This window comes from Pseudomonas wuhanensis (genome assembly GCF_030687395.1).
Lineage (GTDB): Bacteria > Pseudomonadota > Gammaproteobacteria > Pseudomonadales > Pseudomonadaceae > Aquipseudomonas > Aquipseudomonas wuhanensis.
Window position 1 is genome coordinate 5,799,561 of the sequence record NZ_CP117430.1, and the last position, 20,235, is coordinate 5,819,795.

A 20,235-nucleotide genomic window follows, 5' to 3' on the forward strand; every position below is an offset into this window, starting at 1 on the left:
TTAGCTCCTGGTTTGAACATGGGCGACAGGGAGCTCCGCCCCTGCCGTTTGCTGTGCGCCTCGGGAAAGGCGTTTGGCCTGGTACATCGCGGCGTCGGCAGCATCGAGCAACTCACCCGGTGTAACCCCATGATCGGGGTACACGGCGATGCCGATACTGAGTGAAGTCAACACCTGGGTACTGCCCGGCAACTGGATTGGCATTTCCATACTGGCGATGATTTTGTCAGCAATCCGTTCGGCGTCTTCGGCCTTGTGCAGCGGTGTGAGCAGGATTGCAAACTCGTCGCCGCCCAGACGCGCGACCAGGTCCTCTTCACGCAGTTGTGCACGAACCCGGGTTGCCACGGCGACCAGCACCGCATCGCCGGCAGCATGGCCGAAGTTATCGTTGATTTCCTTGAACCGGTCGCTGTCGAGAAACAGCACGGCCACTCGCTCATCCAACTTGCGGGCATTGCGCAAGACACGCATCAGGCGACCTTCGAAAAACGCTCGATTGGGCAGTCCGGTCAGGCTGTCATGGCTGGCCTGGTGGGCCAGGGTTTCGTTTTCGTTTTGCAGGTGCGTCTGCCAGGATACGAGTTCATCGAGCAAGGCATTGAAGTCGTTGCCCAGGTTGTCGAGTTCGGCAATGTCGGCGGGCGGCACGCGCTGGTCGAAGGCTCGCTCGCTGCGGGCGGCGTGAGCCACGGCAGCCAGGCTACGCAACGGGCCGATGATCCCCCGCAATTGCCGCCGCGCCAGATAGAGCGCAACCCAGGCACTGACGGCGGTACACAAAACGATCCCCATCAGACCGCTGAGCAAAAAGCGCATCAGGTTGCCGCCATGACCGATGAGCAGAATGCTGCCGATTTCCTGACCTTGATGGACGATCGGCATGCTGATGGGTTTTTCCAGAATCACCCGGGCGATCTGCACTTCAAGATCGGACAACAATCCCGATTCCGGTCGTTGCCAACGTGCAAGTAACTCGCCTTGCTCATCCATCACCTGTGCATCGGCCACTTCTTCGGTGGATGCGATCAATGCCAGCGCTTCGGTGGCGGCGACCTTATCGTTGAACACCACCGCGGCTTCCACGGTGTAATTGATTGAGCGGGCGATCAGATGCAAGTTGTGATCGGCATAAACCCGCAAGGCCAGGACCCCCAGCAGGGTCAATGAAACACTGGCCATGGCCACGCCCACCAGGGCGACGATCAAATGTCCACGGCCGATAACCGACCCCAGGGTCGGACGTAGACGAGATTTGAATAGACTCATGGTGCCGCCGGTTTGCGACGCGACAGTTGCAGCACACTGGGATGGATGCGCACACCGCTGCGGGCAACCGAGTCGAGGTTGACCTCGAAGGACACTTGTTCATCGCCGACCCGCAAACAGAACAGACTGCCGACGGTGCACTGATCGCCGCCTTCGCTGATGCTCACCACCGGGCGTCCTGTCAGCGAGGCGAATAGCCGACTACGTTCGTCGCTGGTCAACTTGCCGATGTACACCGCATCGCATTCCCCGGCAATGGCCGGGTTGTCGGCCAAAAGCCGTCGCACGGTGACAGGCCGACCAGTGGCCTGGGTGGTGCCCTTGACCAAGTCGTCGGTGTATTCGGTGGGGCCGACCACACACAGACGAAGCTGTTGAGGCTCAACAGGCCACCGGGCATAACTGAGGATCCCGAGCACCACCTGAGTGACCGATCTGGCGCGCTGGTCGGCTTTGCTCAAGGCAGTTTCCGGCTGAGCGAAGGCAACGCCCGTCAACAAACAGAGAAGGCCGGCAAGCAGCACTTGCTTGCAGCCAACAACGCGCTCTGTCGCCAAGACAGCCACCTTCATGCAGGGATTCTCTTCGATCGCAACGAAATGATGCCGCAACGATAGCACAGCACCGAAACACCAGCGAGGCCACGCGCCACGGCACTTCGGACAGATTCCGTCGTCTGCACCCTTTTTTCAGTGACCCGATTCGATACCCTCTCCCAACTCCAGCATCAACCCGCTCAAGCGCTTGACCTTGCGCCGCACGGCCTCTTCGAATACGCCGGCGCGAGGCTCAATCAGGGTGAACCAGTGTTTGGCCCGGGTTATTCCGGTATAGATCAGTTCCTTGGTGAGCACAGGGTTCAGGGCGTCCGGCAGAATCAGCGCCGTATGGGCAAACTCCGAGCCTTGGGATTTGTGTACGGTCATGGCGTACACGGTGTCGACATCATTGAGTCGGCTTGGCAGGACAAAACGCACACCGCCCTGGCCATCGTTGCGCGGGAAGGCCACACGCAGTACTTGCCGACCAGCCTCGGGGCCCTCACGTTCCGGCAACTTGAGGGCAATGCCAATGTCGCCGTTCATCAAACCCAGGCCATAGTCGTTGCGGGTCATCAGCACGGGCCGACCTTCGTACCACTGGTGATCGCTGTCGATCAGCCGAGCCTTGAGCAGCGCGTCGGTCACACGCTGATTCAAGCCTTCCACACCCCAAGGCCCTTTGCGTACCGCGCACAATAACTGGAAGGCGTCGAAAGCTTGCAGCACCCCTCGAGCCCATTCGGCCCAGCGTGGATCATCGAGCGGGCTGTTGAGCGGTGGTCGCTGACTGCGCAAAAGGCTCAGGTAATGCCGATAACCTTGCGGCCCCTCGCCATGACCTTCGAGCAACAACCGCTCCAACGCCCGGTCCTGCTCCCCCTTGAGAGGCAGGGAAAATACGTCGTCATGGCTTCCAGCCGCCAATAACGTGCGGGCTTCCTCGGGTTGCTGCCGGTTGACCCAACGGGCCAACTGACCAATGCCGCTGCCCTCGCCGAAGCGCCGTGAGTGACGCAGCATCACGACTTGCTGAGCCAGGGGGTGCGTTCCGTTGATGTCTTCGTGCAAACCGCTGCTACGGAGGCTTTCACCGCTGACCGCCTCCAGCCACTGACGGGTCTGCAGGCTGTACCAACCGGCTTCGGCATCGCGACACAGGTCGCCCAGGACGGCACCGGCTTCTACCGATGCCAGTTGATCCTTGTCACCGAGCAACACCAGACGAGCATGGGCCGGCAATGCGTCGAGCAGATTGGCCATCATTTCCAGGTCGATCATCGAGGCTTCGTCCACCACCAATACATCCAGCGGCAAGCGATTGCCGGCGTGGTGCCGAAAATGCCGGGTGCCAGGACGACTGCCGAGTAAACGGTGCACGGTGGTCACATCCGACGGGATCTTCTCCCGCACTGTTTCAGCAACTTCCAGGGTTTGAACCTGCTGGCTGATGGACTCGGTCAATCGTGCAGCAGCTTTGCCAGTGGGTGCCGCGAGACGAATGCGTAGCGGTTTGCCGGCCTCCACCGCGGGTGCTTGTAGCAATGCGAGCAAGCGCACGACCGTAGTGGTCTTGCCGGTTCCCGGGCCACCGGTGACGATGCTGAATGCTCTGCGGGTAGCCAGGGCACAAGCGAGTTTCTGCCAGTCGATCACTTCATCAGGCCTGGCTGGACCGAACAGTCCGGTCAGGCGTTGGGGCAAATCATTCGGTGTTGTTTCATGTGCCGCCAGGCGCTGACGCAGGGCGTTGTCGATGCGCCGTTCGTAAGCCCAATAGCGGCGCAGGTACAGTCGTTTACCCGACAGCACCAACGGCCGGTGCTGTGCGGCCTCACGACCGTCGACCGCCAGAGCCACCAGGGTGCTGGACGCCAGGACCTTGCACCAATGAGCCCCCTCCAGCGCCTCGAGCAATTGCGACGGCAGCAACATCGCGCCACTTTGCAGATCACCTTCCGGCGGCAGCGACAGAGCGAAGTCCGGCTCTTTCAGCGTTTCGAACAGATCCAGGCAAACATGGCCGTGACCCAACTGGTGACTGGTCAACGCCGCAGCCAGTAGCACCAGCGGATCATCGTCGGGGGCGAGCTCGTGGAGAAAGGCCACGAAGGCCTTGTCCAGCGCCCGCAGCCAACCGCGCTCGACCCAGCGCGTGAGCAGCAGCAACAAGTCATCTGCACGACTCAAGGGGGCCAGATCCGCCAGACTTTCGGCCGCCAACGGCGTGGGTAGCAAATCGGCGAAGGTGCGGCTCATAGCAGTACTCCCTGTTCCCAGGCGGGTTCGGCCTTGGGCTCTGGCTTGCCCTGGAACAACCGGTCCAGACGCTCGATCAGCTCCCGCGGCGGACGGGCGAAATATACGCCCTGGCTGGCCGCGCGAGTACCGCGAAGGAATAGATACAACGCCCCACCGACATGCCGATCGTAATCGTAATCGACCAGCCGTGCCTTGAGCTGGCGATGCAGGGCGAGCAGGTACAACACATATTGCAGGTCGTAACGGTTATCGAGAATCGACTGCTCCATGGCCTGCTCGGTATAGGCCGCGTCATCGACACCCAGCCAGTTGGATTTGTAGTCGGCGACGTAATAACGATCGTCGTGCTCGAACGTCAGGTCGATGAAGCCTTTGAACATGCCATTGAGCAGCACCGGTTCGGCGGCCACCCTGGCTACGCCGTTGTGGGTGTATTGGCGCACCAGTTCATCGAGTTTGAGCACATCGACTTTGTGACTGGCGAACCAGAACTCCATCTCGACCCGATATTGGGTCAGTTGCTCGAACACCACCGGTGCCTGCCCGCCACCAATGTGCAGTGGGGATTTGAGCAAGTGCTGTAGCCAGTCACTCAACGTCGTGATCCAGCCTTCCCAGCCACGGCGATTGCAGCGGCGGGCGATGGCGTCTTCTAAAGTTTGTGGTGCAGCGGCAAAACCTTCGTCACCGGCCCACTCGAGCAATCCATGGAGAAAAGTGCCAGGATTCGGCCCGCGAGGGAATCGATGGATATCAGCGCCGCCAGCGATCACTTCTCGCGGCGCTTGCGGATCGAGACGTTCGTCGTCAAAAAGCTTTTGTGCTTGCGGGCTCTCCGGGGCTTCGTCACTGCCCACGCTCAGGCTGTCACCAATGCGCAAGGCGCTGTAGGAGGCGATCCACCAGTTTTCGCTGGCCTTGCGCTTGGGTATCAGCGGCGCAAGCAAGGTCGCTTCATTGCGCGGTGGATGGTAATGCTCGGCGCTCGCTTCAGGCATTTCACCGTAGTTCAGCGCCGGGCAGTCCTGCTGCAAATCTTCCAGCCAACGCCGCAACCCTGCCGACTCGGCCAATGGCGCACCACCGCCCAGCAGATAACCCAATGCTGAAAGGTGCAACGTTGAGCCGTTGTTATTGCCGCGCTTGAGGTCAGTCACACCGAGCCAGCAGGCATGTTGTGCCCGGGTCAGGGCGACATAAAGCAGCCGAAGATCCTCGGCCAAGCGCTCATCATCGGCCTGGGCGACCAACTCCGGCGTAGGCTTCAAGCTCACTTGAGCCTTGCCCGTCGCGTCGTGGTAATACAACGGCAAACGGCTGCCATCCACCGGTTTTGCCGAGCAAATGAACGGCAGAAACACCAACGGATATTCCAGCCCTTTGGATTTGTGGATGGTCACAACCTTGACCAGTTGCTCGTCGCTTTCCAGACGCAGGATTTGTTCTTCGCCTGCCTGACCGGACAATGCCAGATGCTCGGACAAATGACGGATCAGCGCTTGCTCGCCATCAAGCTCGGCGGCGGCCTGCTGTAGCAGCTCGGACAGGTGCAGCAGGTTGGTCAGCACCCGCTCGCCATCGGTACGCGCGATCAACGCCTGGGGCAGTCGGAAGTCGTGCAGCAGACGTCGCAGCATTGGCAGCACGCCTTGCTTGCGCCATAGCTCGCGATAACCGCGGAACTGCATGACACGTGCTTCCCAGGCCAGCTCATCCTGATTCAGCCGCTCCAGCTCAGTTAGCGAAAGGTTCAGCGTGATGCAGGCCAGCGCGGCGCGGAGGGGACGCTCGACATCCGGCTCGGCACACGCCTTGAGCCAGGTCAGCAGGTCATGAGCTTCCTGCGCAGCAAACACGGAGTCCTTGTCTGACAGGTAAACACTGCGCACGCCGCGGGCCGAAAGTTCACCACGCACGGCCTGGGCCTCTTTGCCGTCGCGCACCAGAATCGCGATATCCGATGGCAGCAGACCTTTGAAGTCCTTACCGTCCTGGATGAAACCCGCACGGCCTTGCTGGCCGCCATTGAGCAACGCGGTGATTTCACTGGCGCAGGCGGCGGCCAATTGTTGTCGATACACCGCGCCAGACAGAGGCTGATCAGCGGACAGGTGCCAGATGTTCAGGGCAGGCACAACCTGACCGTCAATCTGCAGGACTTCTTTGCGCCCCTGGGATTCGACGGGCAGGAACGGTACCGGGTTCTCGCCATTTTTTTCACGAAACAGGAATGCTCCGCGTCCCTGCTCACGAGATTCAGCACGCTCGAACACATGGTTTACCGCACTGACCATGCCATGACTGGAGCGAAAGTTGGTGCCCAGGGTATGCAGGCGGCCAGTGGTGGCCTGGCGAGCGCGCAGGTAGGTATAGATATCGGCTCCGCGGAAGGCATAGATCGCCTGCTTCGGGTCGCCGATCAGAAACAGACCGGTTTCAGGATTGTTGTCTTCGATCCGATAAATGCTCTCGAAGATTCGATACTGCACCGGGTCGGTGTCCTGGAATTCGTCGATCAACGCGACCGGGAACTGCTCGCGGATCAGGGTCGCCAGGCGCTCACCGCCTTCGGACTGCAAAGCCGCATCGAGGCGCAGCAGCATGTCATCGAAGCCCATTTCCGCGCGGCGACGCTTTTCTTCCTCGAACCGAGCACCCACCCAATGCGCGGCGTGTTGCAGCACGGCGGCATCGGGGGTCGGCAAACCATCGAGACGGGTCTTGAGACCGGGCATCGCATCGAGACCGGGATGACGAGGAGCTTCACCCTTCCAGGCTTCAGCCATGCCATCGGGAGTCAGGCGAGTGAAGCCGGTGCCAATGTCCAGTTGCTCGAGAGACTCATCTTCGGCCCAGGCCCGGAGCTTTTCGAACCAGGGTTCGAAGTAGCGTGGCTGCATCTTGCGGCCATCGACGCTCTTGCTTGCGACACCCTGGTGACAGATGGCAAGCAACTCATCGGCCCATTGGCGCCAGGGCATTTTGAGTTCGAGCAAAGCGGCCCGTCGCTCCTGCAGGCACTCGGCAATCAACTCGGCAGGCTCTTTACCTTCAACACTGTCACGCTCGCTGGCGAACAACCCACGCACTCGCGGCAGCAACGCCGCCGGGCCACCCCAGTTGCCGCGAACCCAGTTCAATGCATCGCCTTGCATTGGATAGCAGAACAGTCGCCAGTAATCGCGCAGGACTTCGCCGAGCAAATCGCTGTGATCAGTTTCCAGGGTCTGGGTGAACAGGCTGCCACTGTCGAACGCATGTTCGCGCAACATGCGTTGGCACCAACTGTGGATGGTCGAAACGGCTGCTTCGTCCATCCACTGGGCGGCGATGTCCAGGCGGTTTGCACAGCCGGACCACTGTTCGGGGAGGTACTGCTCGCGCAACTCGGCAATGAGGCCATCCGGCGCCGGTGCCTCATCGCGGAAAAACCGTGCGGCTTCAGCCAGCCGTGTGCGAATACGTTCGCGCAGCTCTTTGGTCGCGGCATCGGTGAAGGTCACCACGAGGATTTGCGGCGGCAGCAATTCACGGCCAAAACCACTCGACTCACCGCCGTGACCAAGAACCAGGCGCAAGTACAGCGCAGAAATGGTGAAGGTCTTGCCGGTCCCGGCGCTGGCCTCAATCAGTTGGCTGCCATGCAGAGGGAATGCCAGGGCCAGCGGTGTTTTTGTGGTCATTAGCGCGCGTCCTCGCTGGTCGATGAACGCCAGGAGGCCTCAAACAGCGGCCGATACAAAGCGTCGCACCAATCGGGGAAGGTCTCGTCGGCAATCAGTGCATCGTAATCGGCGAATTGCCGAGCAAGCGCCGGGCTTTCGCGGCGCTCGCCGTCAGTGGTCTGGCCGTCGCCTTCATAGGCCTTGCGGGCAGCAGCGTCAGCTTTGGCCGGGTCGGTTTGAGCGAGCCGGGCGAAGGCTGTTTTTACTGCAATCGGCAGCGGCTGGCGCATGCCCGTTTGCCAGGCCAACAACAGATCGCCCAGAACCCGGGTTGCTGCAGCCTCCTCCATCGGACCGAGCAGCAAACTGTCGTCGCTGGCCACCAACGCGGTTGTCATCGGCATGCCGCTGGCACAGGCCACCAGGTGATTGATCCAAGGTCGCGTCAGGCGATGCCATTTGCGGGACTTGATCGAACCAATACTGTTGGGAATCGTAGTCACCGACAACAATCCGCCATCTGCGCGTTGATGCAGGCCACTGAGCCAGCCCTCCAGACGCAATCCTTGTAGTTCCAGACTCACCGGCAACGCGCTGGTGAGCGGGGTTGGCCATAACGCCAGAATTTGCTGATAGCGCTGTAGCAGATCTGGCAGCGGTTCGATCAACTCTCGCTGAAGACATTCACCAAAACCGGCCATGGGCAAAAGCCCGCTGTTTTGCAGGCGTTTTGCCTGCGCCTCCAGTGCCTGATCGGTATGGTCCAATTGCCCCAGTGCCGCTGCGAGCAAGCTGTCGCTAAGGCTATAGCGCTGCAGCGCGTCGAGTACAAATGGCTCTTCATCTGCCAAAGGCACTTCGGCAGCTTCGAAGAACACTTTGAGCCGCTGACTGAAGAAATGTCGTACAGGGTTGCGCAGAAAATCCTGCAGCTGACCCAGGCTCAGCGGTTCGTCCTGGACGTAGGGTTCAAGCACTTCGATATCAGTCGCCAAATCACTGGCTTGATGAAGAACCTGCCATTCGCTGGCGTAGCTGAATAGTTCATCGCCCTCATGAAAGTAGCGATGGCTGAAAGGTTGCAGCGGATGTTCCTGAGTCATGGACTCAAGCAGCTCATCATTGTCATCGTGCAGTCGCCAGCCGCTGCCGAGATGGTCACGCAACTGCCCTATCAACACCGAAGCAGGGCGCTCGCTGTTGTCCCGAATACTACGGCCAACCCAGCTGATATAGAGTTGATCGCGTGCCGACAACAATGCTTCCAGCAACAGATAGCGATCATCTTCGCGTCGGGAACGATCGCCGGGGCGGTAGTCGCTGCCCATCAGGTCGAAATCCAGGGGCGGCTGCGCGCGAGGGTAATCGCCGTCATTCATGCCCAGCAGGCAGACCAGTTTGAACGGGATCGCTCGCATGGGCATCAAGGTACAGAAGTTGACGGCACCTGCAAGAAAACGCTGAGACAAGCGACCTTGGTCGAGACCGGCCAACCAGGCTTCACGGACTACGGTCAGTGGTAACTCGTCCTGCAAGCCTACGGACTCGCAGATTTCAAGCCAGGTCTCGCGCAGCTCTTCGAGTCGGGCCAACAAATAGTCGTCATGCTCGTTGCTGGCCAGGAAGAATAACTGCACCAAAGCTTGCAACCGCGAGCCCCATTGTTTGGGCGCTGCAGGTTGAGTGAGTTCCTGGTGGGCAATTTCCAGCGCATCCAACAATGCCACCAAGGGACCTATGAGTGCTGCATCCAGACCACCAATCTCGTCGTAGGGTTCGATCCCCTCGCAGGCACTGGCGCTGCCCACGGCATAACCCAGCAGCATCCGTCGCAGACCGAAACGCCAACTGTTTTGCTCCAGCTCTTCAGGCAGCCCCAGACCCGCGCGCTGCTCGGCGTTCATCCCCCACCGGATACCTGCGCCTTCAATCCAGCGATGCAGAGTGGGCAGGTCACGTTCCTCTACGCCAAACCGAGCGCGTAATGCCGGAACGTCCAACAGATCGAGGATTTCGCTGACAGGGAAGCGACTGTCGGGCAGTTTGAGCAGATGTTCGACAGCGATCAATAGCGGATCCCGGCCGCGCTGGCCTTGATCCGCAAGTGTGAAAGGAATGAAGCGCGGATCAAAGCGATCAAGCTGACCAAAGACAGCGCGGATGTGCGGGGCGTAACTGTCGATGTCCGGGACCATCACGATTACGTCGCGCGGCCTCAGGTCTGGGTCAGCACTGAATCGCGCGAGCAACTGATCGTGGAGGATCTCCACTTCGCGTTGAGCGCTATGGGCAATGTGAAAACGGATCGATTCGTCCTTTTTCAGATCGACAGCAGGCCAACGCTCGCGAGTCTCGTTCAGGGGACGCAACTCCAGGATGTCGTCCTGCAACTGATTGAGCATGTTCAGTGGCTGGTTTTCGCTGAAAAGGTCGATGCGCCCGTCGCGAAACGCCGAGCGATAACTATTAGGATCGTCGTAGCTGTCGAGCAGATTAATGTAGTCCCGCCCCTGCTTACCCCACGCAGCCAGTAGCGGGTGGGCATGCTGATGGAGCGTTTGCGAGTCGAGCACAATCGGCATGCCGCTCTTGCGAGCCTGGCGCTTGTACTGATGTCGCAACAGATCTTTATCGGCGACGATGTCCGCCCAATGGTGACGACATGGGTTGTGTACGCACAGCAAGACCTGGCTGAATCGAGCCAACCCGGCAAGAGCTTCCAGGGCTTGAGCAGGCAGTGAAGAAATCCCGAAAACGATCACCCGTGAAGGTAATCCGCTGGGGGCTGCATCAAGACTATTGATGCGCTCGATAAAGCGTTGGTGCACACCTGCGCGGCTTTGCGCCATGCCTTGTTCACCGACATCCAGCAACAGCGCACGCCACAGCTCCGCCTGCCAGCAGTTGGCCGGGGTCAGGGCTTTGGCCTCGCCTCTGCCATTTCGTAACTGATGACGACCTTCTGCCCAGTCTTCGAGCCAGTCGGCACGGTAGACCTGATATTGGTCAAACAGATCCGCCAGTCGCTCCGCCAATTGATAGCGTTTACGTAAGTCGGTGTCATGGGTAAGAAAGCGCTGCAGGGGTTCGAAGTGCGGTTGGTTGATCAACTGTGGTAGCAGGCGCATCAGACGCCAGGTCAGTGGGGCTTTATCGAGCAGGGATTTGACCGGAATTTCATCACGTCCCAGCACCATGCGATAAAGCTGCCACATGAAGCTGCCCGGTAACTGCACGTCGATGGCTGCGGCGATTCCGCAGCCGCCCATGTCGTCATCTTCAGGGTCTTCGGCCAATGCCAGCTTCAGCCATTGGGCGATGCCGTTGCTCTGTACCAGGGCGATTTCATTTTCCAAGGGAGCCAGCGGGTAGCGCCGCATCCAGCTGACCACCAGGCTGCGCAACTCGTCCAGGCGGTTGCCGTGAACCACCATAAAACCAGCACTGAGGGACGTAGCGTCCGGCATAAAGGCTTCCTTGGGAAAATACAAAAGCTAGGGCCGAACCTTAGCACTGTCGGCAGACTGTGACAGCCGGGAGCGGTCCGATGATGCTGTACGAACTTTCCTGCGGGCAAAACAAAACCCCTACCTGCATACGCAGATAGGGGTTTCGGAATTTAATCTTGACGATGACCTACTCTCACATGGGGAAACCCCACACTACCATCGGCGATGCATCGTTTCACTGCTGAGTTCGGGATGGGATCAGGTGGTTCCAATGCTCTATGGTCGTCAAGAAATTCGGTAGCCAGCTCGTGTTCTCTTGCGAGGTCACGCTCCAGCGAATGGGTATGCGATAGTTTGTGTGTTTGTTTCTCGAACTTTCGGTTCGTTTCGTCTTCACACACCGCAATCTGGTGCCTCTTCAGGTCAGCAAATTGCTTGGGTGTTATATGGTCAAGCCTCACGGGCAATTAGTTTGGTTAGCTCAACGCCTCACAGCGCTTACACACCCAACCTATCAACGTCGTAGTCTTCGACGGCCCTTCAGGGGACTCAAGGTCCCAGTGAGATCTCATCTTGAGGCTAGTTTCCCGCTTAGATGCTTTCAGCGGTTATCTATTCCGAACATAGCTACCCGGCAATGCCACTGGCGTGACAACCGGAACACCAGAGGTTCGTCCACTCCGGTCCTCTCGTACTAGGAGCAGCCCCTCTCAAATCTCAAACGTCCACGGCAGATAGGGACCGAACTGTCTCACGACGTTCTAAACCCAGCTCGCGTACCACTTTAAATGGCGAACAGCCATACCCTTGGGACCGGCTTCAGCCCCAGGATGTGATGAGCCGACATCGAGGTGCCAAACACCGCCGTCGATATGAACTCTTGGGCGGTATCAGCCTGTTATCCCCGGAGTACCTTTTATCCGTTGAGCGATGGCCCTTCCATACAGAACCACCGGATCACTAAGACCTACTTTCGTACCTGCTCGACGTGTCTGTCTCGCAGTCAAGCGCGCTTTTGCCTTTATACTCTACGACCGATTTCCGACCGGTCTGAGCGCACCTTCGTACTCCTCCGTTACTCTTTAGGAGGAGACCGCCCCAGTCAAACTACCCACCATACACTGTCCTCGATCCGGATAACGGACCTGAGTTAGAACCTCAAAGTTGCCAGGGTGGTATTTCAAGGTTGGCTCCACGCGAACTGGCGTCCACGCTTCAAAGCCTCCCACCTATCCTACACAAGCAAATTCAAAGTCCAGTGCAAAGCTATAGTAAAGGTTCACGGGGTCTTTCCGTCTAGCCGCGGATACACTGCATCTTCACAGCGATTTCAATTTCACTGAGTCTCGGGTGGAGACAGCGCCGCCATCGTTACGCCATTCGTGCAGGTCGGAACTTACCCGACAAGGAATTTCGCTACCTTAGGACCGTTATAGTTACGGCCGCCGTTTACCGGGGCTTCGATCAAGAGCTTCGCGTTAGCTAACCCCATCAATTAACCTTCCGGCACCGGGCAGGCGTCACACCCTATACGTCCACTTTCGTGTTTGCAGAGTGCTGTGTTTTTAATAAACAGTCGCAGCGGCCTGGTATCTTCGACCGGCGTGGGCTTACGCAGTAAATGCTTCACCCTCACCGGCGCATCTCCCGAAGTTACGGTGCCATTTTGCCTAGTTCCTTCACCCGAGTTCTCTCAAGCGCCTTGGTATTCTCTACCCAACCACCTGTGTCGGTTTGGGGTACGGTTCCTGGTTACCTGAAGCTTAGAAGCTTTTCTTGGAAGCATGGCATCAACCACTTCGTGTTCTAAAAGAACACTCGTCATCAGCTCTCGGCCTTAGAATCCCGGATTTACCTAAGATTCCAGCCTACCACCTTAAACTTGGACAACCAACGCCAAGCTGGCCTAGCCTTCTCCGTCCCTCCATCGCAATAACCAGAAGTACAGGAATATTAACCTGTTTTCCATCGACTACGCTTTTCAGCCTCGCCTTAGGGACCGACTAACCCTGCGTCGATTAACGTTGCGCAGGAAACCTTGGTCTTTCGGCGTGGGTGTTTTTCACACCCATTGTCGTTACTCATGTCAGCATTCGCACTTCTGATACCTCCAGCAAGCTTCTCAACTCACCTTCACAGGCTTACAGAACGCTCCTCTACCGCATCACCTAAGTGATACCCGTAGCTTCGGTGTATGGTTTGAGCCCCGTTACATCTTCCGCGCAGGCCGACTCGACTAGTGAGCTATTACGCTTTCTTTAAAGGGTGGCTGCTTCTAAGCCAACCTCCTAGCTGTCTAAGCCTTCCCACATCGTTTTCCCACTTAACCATAACTTTGGGACCTTAGCTGACGGTCTGGGTTGTTTCCCTTTTCACGACGGACGTTAGCACCCGCCGTGTGTCTCCCATGCTCGGCACTTGTAGGTATTCGGAGTTTGCATCGGTTTGGTAAGTCGGGATGACCCCCTAGCCGAAACAGTGCTCTACCCCCTCACAGTGATACATGAGGCGCTACCTAAATAGCTTTCGAGGAGAACCAGCTATCTCCGAGCTTGATTAGCCTTTCACTCCGATCCACAGGTCATCCGCTAACTTTTCAACGGTAGTCGGTTCGGTCCTCCAGTTAGTGTTACCCAACCTTCAACCTGCCCATGGATAGATCGCCCGGTTTCGGGTCTATTCCCAGCGACTAGACGCCCTATTAAGACTCGCTTTCGCTACGCCTCCCCTATTCGGTTAAGCTCGCCACTGAAAATAAGTCGCTGACCCATTATACAAAAGGTACGCAGTCACCCAACAAAGTGGGCTCCCACTGCTTGTACGCATACGGTTTCAGGATCTATTTCACTCCCCTCTCCGGGGTTCTTTTCGCCTTTCCCTCACGGTACTAGTTCACTATCGGTCAGTCAGTAGTATTTAGCCTTGGAGGATGGTCCCCCCATATTCAGACAAAGTTTCTCGTGCTCCGTCCTACTCGATTTCATGGCCAAGAGATTTTCGCGTACAGGGCTATCACCCACTATGGCCGCACTTTCCAGAGCGTTCCGCTAATCTCAAAGCCACTTAAGGGCTAGTCCCCGTTCGCTCGCCACTACTAAGGGAATCTCGGTTGATTTCTTTTCCTCAGGGTACTTAGATGTTTCAGTTCCCCTGGTTCGCTTCTTAAGCCTATGTATTCAGCTTAAGATACCTAACTTATGTTAGGTGGGTTCCCCCATTCAGACATCTCCGGATCAAAGTCTGTTTGCCGACTCCCCGAAGCTTTTCGCAGGCTACCACGTCTTTCATCGCCTCTGACTGCCAAGGCATCCACCGTATGCGCTTCTTCACTTGACCATATAACCCCAAGCAATCTGGTTATACTGTGAAGACGACATTCGCCGAAAATTCGCGATTAAACTCACAAATTTTACCTTAGCCTGATCACCACCAGTGAAAGTGGCCATCAGTCTATCTTTCTATCACATACCCAAATTTTTAAAGAACGATCTAATCAAAAGACTAGAAATCAATATTCACACCGGAATATTCATTTCTAAACTCTCAAACGTTTCGAAGCAGTTAATGGTGGAGCCAAACGGGATCGAACCGTTGACCTCCTGCGTGCAAGGCAGGCGCTCTCCCAGCTGAGCTATGGCCCCATACAAAATTGGTGGGTCTGGGCAGATTCGAACTGCCGACCTCACCCTTATCAGGGGTGCGCTCTAACCAACTGAGCTACAGACCCAATTTCGAGCGCGTAACTGTTAGCGTTGAGCTATCAGCTTGGAGCTTAAAGCTGCTTCTATCGTCTTCTTCAATGAATCAAGCAATTCGTGTGGGAACTTATGGAGCAGCTGATGTCGTCGATTAAGGAGGTGATCCAGCCGCAGGTTCCCCTACGGCTACCTTGTTACGACTTCACCCCAGTCATGAATCACACCGTGGTAACCGTCCTCCCGAAGGTTAGACTAGCTACTTCTGGTGCAACCCACTCCCATGGTGTGACGGGCGGTGTGTACAAGGCCCGGGAACGTATTCACCGCGACATTCTGATTCGCGATTACTAGCGATTCCGACTTCACGCAGTCGAGTTGCAGACTGCGATCCGGACTACGATCGGTTTTATGGGATTAGCTCCACCTCGCGGCTTGGCAACCCTCTGTACCGACCATTGTAGCACGTGTGTAGCCCAGGCCGTAAGGGCCATGATGACTTGACGTCATCCCCACCTTCCTCCGGTTTGTCACCGGCAGTCTCCTTAGAGTGCCCACCATTACGTGCTGGTAACTAAGGACAAGGGTTGCGCTCGTTACGGGACTTAACCCAACATCTCACGACACGAGCTGACGACAGCCATGCAGCACCTGTCTCAATGTTCCCGAAGGCACCAATCCATCTCTGGAAAGTTCATTGGATGTCAAGGCCTGGTAAGGTTCTTCGCGTTGCTTCGAATTAAACCACATGCTCCACCGCTTGTGCGGGCCCCCGTCAATTCATTTGAGTTTTAACCTTGCGGCCGTACTCCCCAGGCGGTCAACTTAATGCGTTAGCTGCGCCACTAAGAGCTCAAGGCTCCCAACGGCTAGTTGACATCGTTTACGGCGTGGACTACCAGGGTATCTAATCCTGTTTGCTCCCCACGCTTTCGCACCTCAGTGTCAGTATCAGTCCAGGTGGTCGCCTTCGCCACTGGTGTTCCTTCCTATATCTACGCATTTCACCGCACACAGGAAATTCCACCACCCTCTACCATACTCTAGCTCGTCAGTTTTGAATGCAGTTCCCAGGTTGAGCCCGGGGATTTCACATCCAACTTAACGAACCACCTACGCGCGCTTTACGCCCAGTAATTCCGATTAACGCTTGCACCCTCTGTATTACCGCGGCTGCTGGCACAGAGTTAGCCGGTGCTTATTCTGTCGGTAACGTCAAAACAATTACGTATTAGGTAACTGCCCTTCCTCCCAACTTAAAGTGCTTTACAATCCGAAGACCTTCTTCACACACGCGGCATGGCTGGATCAGGCTTTCGCCCATTGTCCAATATTCCCCACTGCTGCCTCCCGTAGGAGTCTGGACCGTGTCTCAGTTCCAGTGTGACTGATCATCCTCTCAGACCAGTTACGGATCGTCGCCTTGGTGAGCCATTACCTCACCAACTAGCTAATCCGACCTAGGCTCATCTGATAGCGCAAGGCCCGAAGGTCCCCTGCTTTCTCCCGTAGGACGTATGCGGTATTAGCGTCCGTTTCCGAGCGTTATCCCCCACTACCAGGCAGATTCCTAGGCATTACTCACCCGTCCGCCGCTCGCCACCAGGTACAAGTACCCGTGCTGCCGCTCGACTTGCATGTGTTAGGCCTGCCGCCAGCGTTCAATCTGAGCCATGATCAAACTCTTCAGTTCAAACATCTTTGGGTTTTTAAGAAACCCTAAACTTGGCTCAGCAATCGTTGGTTACATCTTTGATTTCTCGCGGAGTAACTTGTGATGCTGATAATCTTGTTGACTATCAGTCTGACTCCACAAGCACCCACACGAATTGCTTGATTCAGTTGTTAAAGAGCGGTTGGTTAAGATCTTTCGTCTCAACCGAGGCGCGCATTCTACAGCAGCCTCTGTTGCTGTCAAGCGGTTATTTTCAGAAGCTTTCAAAGTTTCCTTTGCAACTTCAACCACTTGCGCTTCCGATCTCTCGTTAGCGGGAGGCGAATTCTACAGCGTTACTCGCTGCTGTCAACACCTCTTTTTCTCCGCTTTCGACCGAGAAGATCGAACCGTCGATAAGGCGAAAACACACTGCCCTACCAACTCCTTCTGGCTTCGATGAACTGAAGCGTAACCACTGCCGAAAATCGCGTAACTCTTTGTTTACCAAGGAGTTTTCCGTTTCGACTGCGCCGGAAGTGGGGCGAATTATAGACTTCCAGAATCTGCCGTCAACACCAATTTTCACATTTCTGTCATATAAGCCCAAAAACCCCGAAAACACGAAGGCCGACCTCAAGAGGTCGGCCTTCTTCCCTTCTACTTACAAGCTAGGGAATGCGAATTGTGAAGCTTCATGGCTCGCTCGCTGCGGCCAGCGCTGGGTAATAGCCTTGCGACGAGTGTAGAAACGCACGCCATCCGGACCATACGCATGCAAATCGCCAAACAGCGAACGCTTCCAACCGCCAAAGCTGTGATAAGCCACTGGCACCGGCAACGGCACGTTGACGCCGACCATGCCCACTTCAATCTCATCGCAGAACAACCGCGCCGCTTCCCCATCACGGGTAAAGATGCAGGTGCCATTGCCATATTCGTGATCGTTGATCAGTTGCATCGCTTCTTCCAGGCTGTTGACCCGAACAACGCACAGCACTGGCCCAAAGATCTCTTCTTTATAGATGCGCATTTCTGGCGTGACGTTATCGAACAGACAACCGCCCAGGAAGAAACCTTCCTCATGACCGGCCACGCTCAGACCACGACCATCCACCACCAAAGTCGCACCTGCTGAAACGCCGTCTTCTATATAGCCACTGACTTTATCGCGAGCCTGACCGGAAACCAGCGGTCCCATATCCAGGCCACAGGTCGTACCGGCACCGATTTTCAACGCCTTGATCTGCGGAGTCAGTTTGGCCACCAACGCATCGGCCACCTGATCACCGACGCACACGGCCACCGAGATCGCCATGCAGCGCTCACCGCACGAACCGTACGCCGCGCCCATCAATGCGCTGACTGCGTTATCCAGATCCGCATCCGGCATCAATACCGCGTGGTTTTTCGCCCCGCCCAGCGCCTGGACACGTTTGCCTCGCTTGGTGCCTTCGGCGTAGATGTATTCGGCAATCGGCGTCGAGCCGACAAAGCTCAGGGCTTTGACTTCCGGCGCTTCAATCAAGGCATCCACCGCAGCCTTGTCGCCATGCACCACACTCAGCACGCCTTTCGGCAGGCCGGCTTCCAACAGCAACTGAGCAATCAGTAGCGTCGAGCTTGGATCGCGCTCGGACGGTTTGAGGATAAAGCAGTTACCGCAGACGATCGCCAGCGGATACATCCACAGCGGCACCATGGCCGGGAAGTTGAACGGGGTAATACCGGCCACCACGCCCAATGGCTGGAAATCCGACCAGGCATCAATGTTCGGCCCAACGTTACGGCTGTACTCGCCCTTGAGAATTTCCGGTGCAGCACAGGCGAACTCGACGTTCTCGATCCCGCGCTTCAATTCACCGGCCGCATCTTCCAGGGTCTTGCCATGTTCTTCACTGATCAGTTGGGCGATGCGGGCTTCGTTCTGTTCCAGCAATTGCTTGAAGCGGAACATCACCTGAGCACGCTTGGCCGGCGGAGTATTACGCCAGGCCGGAAACGCAGCTTTGGCCGAGTCGATGGCTTTTTGAATGGTTTCACGGCTGGCCAATGGCAGCTTATGGATCGCCTGACCGGTGGACGGGTTGAACACGTCGGCCGTACGACCGTCTTCGGTCACCAGTTCGCCATTGATCAAATGCGGGATAAGGCTCATGCGGGGCTCCTGAAAAGTTGTCCACAGGCGCCCGCTAAAGGACGCCTTTATAGAGAGGGAAAAATCAGTCGATCTTGTTCAGCACTTCGCCGACCGCGTCGAACAGGCGATCGAGGTCTTGCGGCTTGCTGTTGAAGGTTGGGCCGAACTGCAGGGTGTCGCCGCCGAAGCGCACGTAGAACCCGGCTTTCCACAGCGCCATGCCGGCTTCGAACGGACGAACGATGGCATCGCCGTCGCGAGGCGCAATCTGGATAGCACCGGCCAACCCGTAGTTACGAATGTCGATGACGTTCTTGCTGCCCTTCACACCGTGCAGTGCGTTTTCGAAATGCGGTGCGATCTCCGCCACGCTCTGCACCAGATTTTCCTTTTGCAGCAGGTCGAGTGCTGCCAAGCCTGCGGCGCAAGCCACCGGGTGTGCGGAATAGGTGTAGCCGTGCGGGAATTCCACCGCGTACTCAGGCGTCGCCTGGTTCATGAAGGTCTGATAGATCTCGGAGCTGGCAATCACTGCGCCCATCGGGATCGCGCCGTTGGTGACTTGCTTGGCAATGCACATCAGGTCCGGCGTCACACCAAAGCTGTCGGCACCGAACATCGAACCGGTACGACCGAAACCGGTGATCACTTCGTCGAACACCAGCAGGATGTTGTGCTGATCGCAGATCTCGCGCAGACGCTTGAGGTACCCCTGCGGCGGAACCAGCACGCCAGCGGAGCCGGCCAATGGCTCGACGAATACCGCTGCGATGTTCGAGGCATCGTGCAGTTCGATCAGCTTGAGCAATTCATCCGCCAGCGCGATACCACCCTGCTCCGGCATGCCACGAGTGAAAGCATTGCTCGCCAACAAGGTGTGCGGAAGATGATCGACATCCATCATCGCCTGACCGAACAGTTTGCGGTTGCCGTTCACGCCGCCGAGGCTGGTGCCGGCGATGTTCACGCCGTGATAACCACGAGCGCGACCAATCATCTTGGTCTTGGTCGCCTGGCCTTTCAGGCGCCAGTAGGCACGAACCATTTTCACCGCCGTGTCCGCACACTCGGAACCCGAGTCGGTGAAGAACACGTGATTCAGATTGCCTGGGGTCAGGTCGGTGATTTTCTCGGCCAACTGGAACGACAGCGGATGACCGTACTGGAAGCCCGGCGAGTAATCGAGGGTGCCCAATTGCTTGGCCACCGCTTCCTGGATTTCCTTGCGGGTGTGCCCGGCGCCGCAGGTCCACAGACCCGAGAGCGAATCGTAGACCTTGCGGCCCTTGTCGTCTGTCAGCCAACTGCCCTCGGCCGCCACGATCAGTCGCGGGTCGCGCTGGAAATTGCGGTTCGCGGTGTAGGGCATCCAGTGAGCATCGAGCTTGAGCTGGCTGGCCAGGGAAGTCGGGGCGTTTTCAGGCACGTTCATGGGCAAAACCTCGCAGAGCAAATAAGCGGCGTGGAGATCAAAAGCGTTCTTGCAGCTAAATTGCCACGGGGATAAAGTCGATGAAATCCAACTTTTCTAACCTTCAGTCAGCCAGCTACTAAACTTTGAG

General features: G+C 57.2%; 7 protein-coding genes, 2 tRNA genes and 3 rRNA genes. All 12 read right to left on the reverse strand.

What is annotated here, in order from left to right; all coding sequences use genetic code 11:
- The 12 genes from dgcN to aptA all read right to left on the reverse strand — a co-directional run bounded on the left by dgcN (position 1) and on the right by aptA (position 20,105).
- Positions 1 to 1,269: a diguanylate cyclase DgcN/YfiN gene (gene dgcN, locus PSH88_RS26835; protein ID WP_305423700.1), complete on the reverse strand. Its 1,269-nt coding sequence runs from the start codon at positions 1,267 to 1,269 to the stop codon at positions 1 to 3.
- Positions 1,266 to 1,841, reverse strand: a complete 576-nt coding sequence (gene yfiR / locus PSH88_RS26840) for a regulatory sequestration protein YfiR (RefSeq protein ID WP_305423702.1) — start codon at positions 1,839 to 1,841, stop codon at positions 1,266 to 1,268. Before yfiR ends, dgcN begins: the two co-directional genes overlap by 4 nt.
- 117 nt (positions 1,842 to 1,958) lie before the next feature.
- Positions 1,959 to 4,067, reverse strand: coding sequence for an exodeoxyribonuclease V subunit alpha (gene recD / locus PSH88_RS26845; protein ID WP_305483414.1), 2,109 nt, complete (start codon positions 4,065 to 4,067; stop codon positions 1,959 to 1,961).
- A complete protein-coding gene (gene recB, locus PSH88_RS26850) occupies positions 4,064 to 7,753 on the reverse strand; it encodes an exodeoxyribonuclease V subunit beta (RefSeq protein ID WP_305423704.1) in 3,690 nt (1,229 codons plus the stop codon). The genes recD and recB overlap by 4 nt, the downstream gene beginning before the upstream one ends.
- On the reverse strand, positions 7,753 to 11,202 hold the full coding sequence (gene recC, locus PSH88_RS26855; RefSeq protein WP_305423705.1) for an exodeoxyribonuclease V subunit gamma: 3,450 nt from the start codon (positions 11,200 to 11,202) through the stop codon (positions 7,753 to 7,755). The genes recB and recC overlap by 1 nt, the downstream gene beginning before the upstream one ends.
- Positions 11,203 to 11,358: 156 nt before the next feature.
- A 5S ribosomal RNA gene (gene rrf, locus PSH88_RS26860) occupies positions 11,359 to 11,474 on the reverse strand.
- A 156-nt stretch (positions 11,475 to 11,630) separates the two neighbouring features.
- A 23S ribosomal RNA gene (locus PSH88_RS26865) occupies positions 11,631 to 14,520 on the reverse strand.
- Between the two features lie 229 nt (positions 14,521 to 14,749).
- Positions 14,750 to 14,825, reverse strand: a tRNA-Ala gene (locus PSH88_RS26870).
- Between the two features lie 9 nt (positions 14,826 to 14,834).
- A tRNA-Ile gene (locus tag PSH88_RS26875) sits at positions 14,835 to 14,911 on the reverse strand.
- Positions 14,912 to 15,034: 123 nt separating this feature from the next.
- A 16S ribosomal RNA gene (locus PSH88_RS26880) occupies positions 15,035 to 16,572 on the reverse strand.
- The 16S, 23S and 5S rRNA genes sit together here with 2 tRNA genes alongside, the layout of an rRNA operon.
- 625 nt (positions 16,573 to 17,197) lie before the next feature.
- Complete coding sequence (locus tag PSH88_RS26885) at positions 17,198 to 18,691, reverse strand: CoA-acylating methylmalonate-semialdehyde dehydrogenase (RefSeq protein ID WP_305423706.1); 1,494 nt, start codon at positions 18,689 to 18,691, stop codon at positions 17,198 to 17,200.
- A gap of 64 nt (positions 18,692 to 18,755) precedes the next feature.
- The gene (aptA, locus tag PSH88_RS26890) at positions 18,756 to 20,105 is read right to left on the reverse strand and encodes an omega-aminotransferase AptA (RefSeq protein ID WP_305423707.1); all 1,350 of its coding nucleotides are present in this window, start codon (positions 20,103 to 20,105) and stop codon (positions 18,756 to 18,758) included.
- Positions 20,106 to 20,235 lie beyond the last annotated feature (130 nt).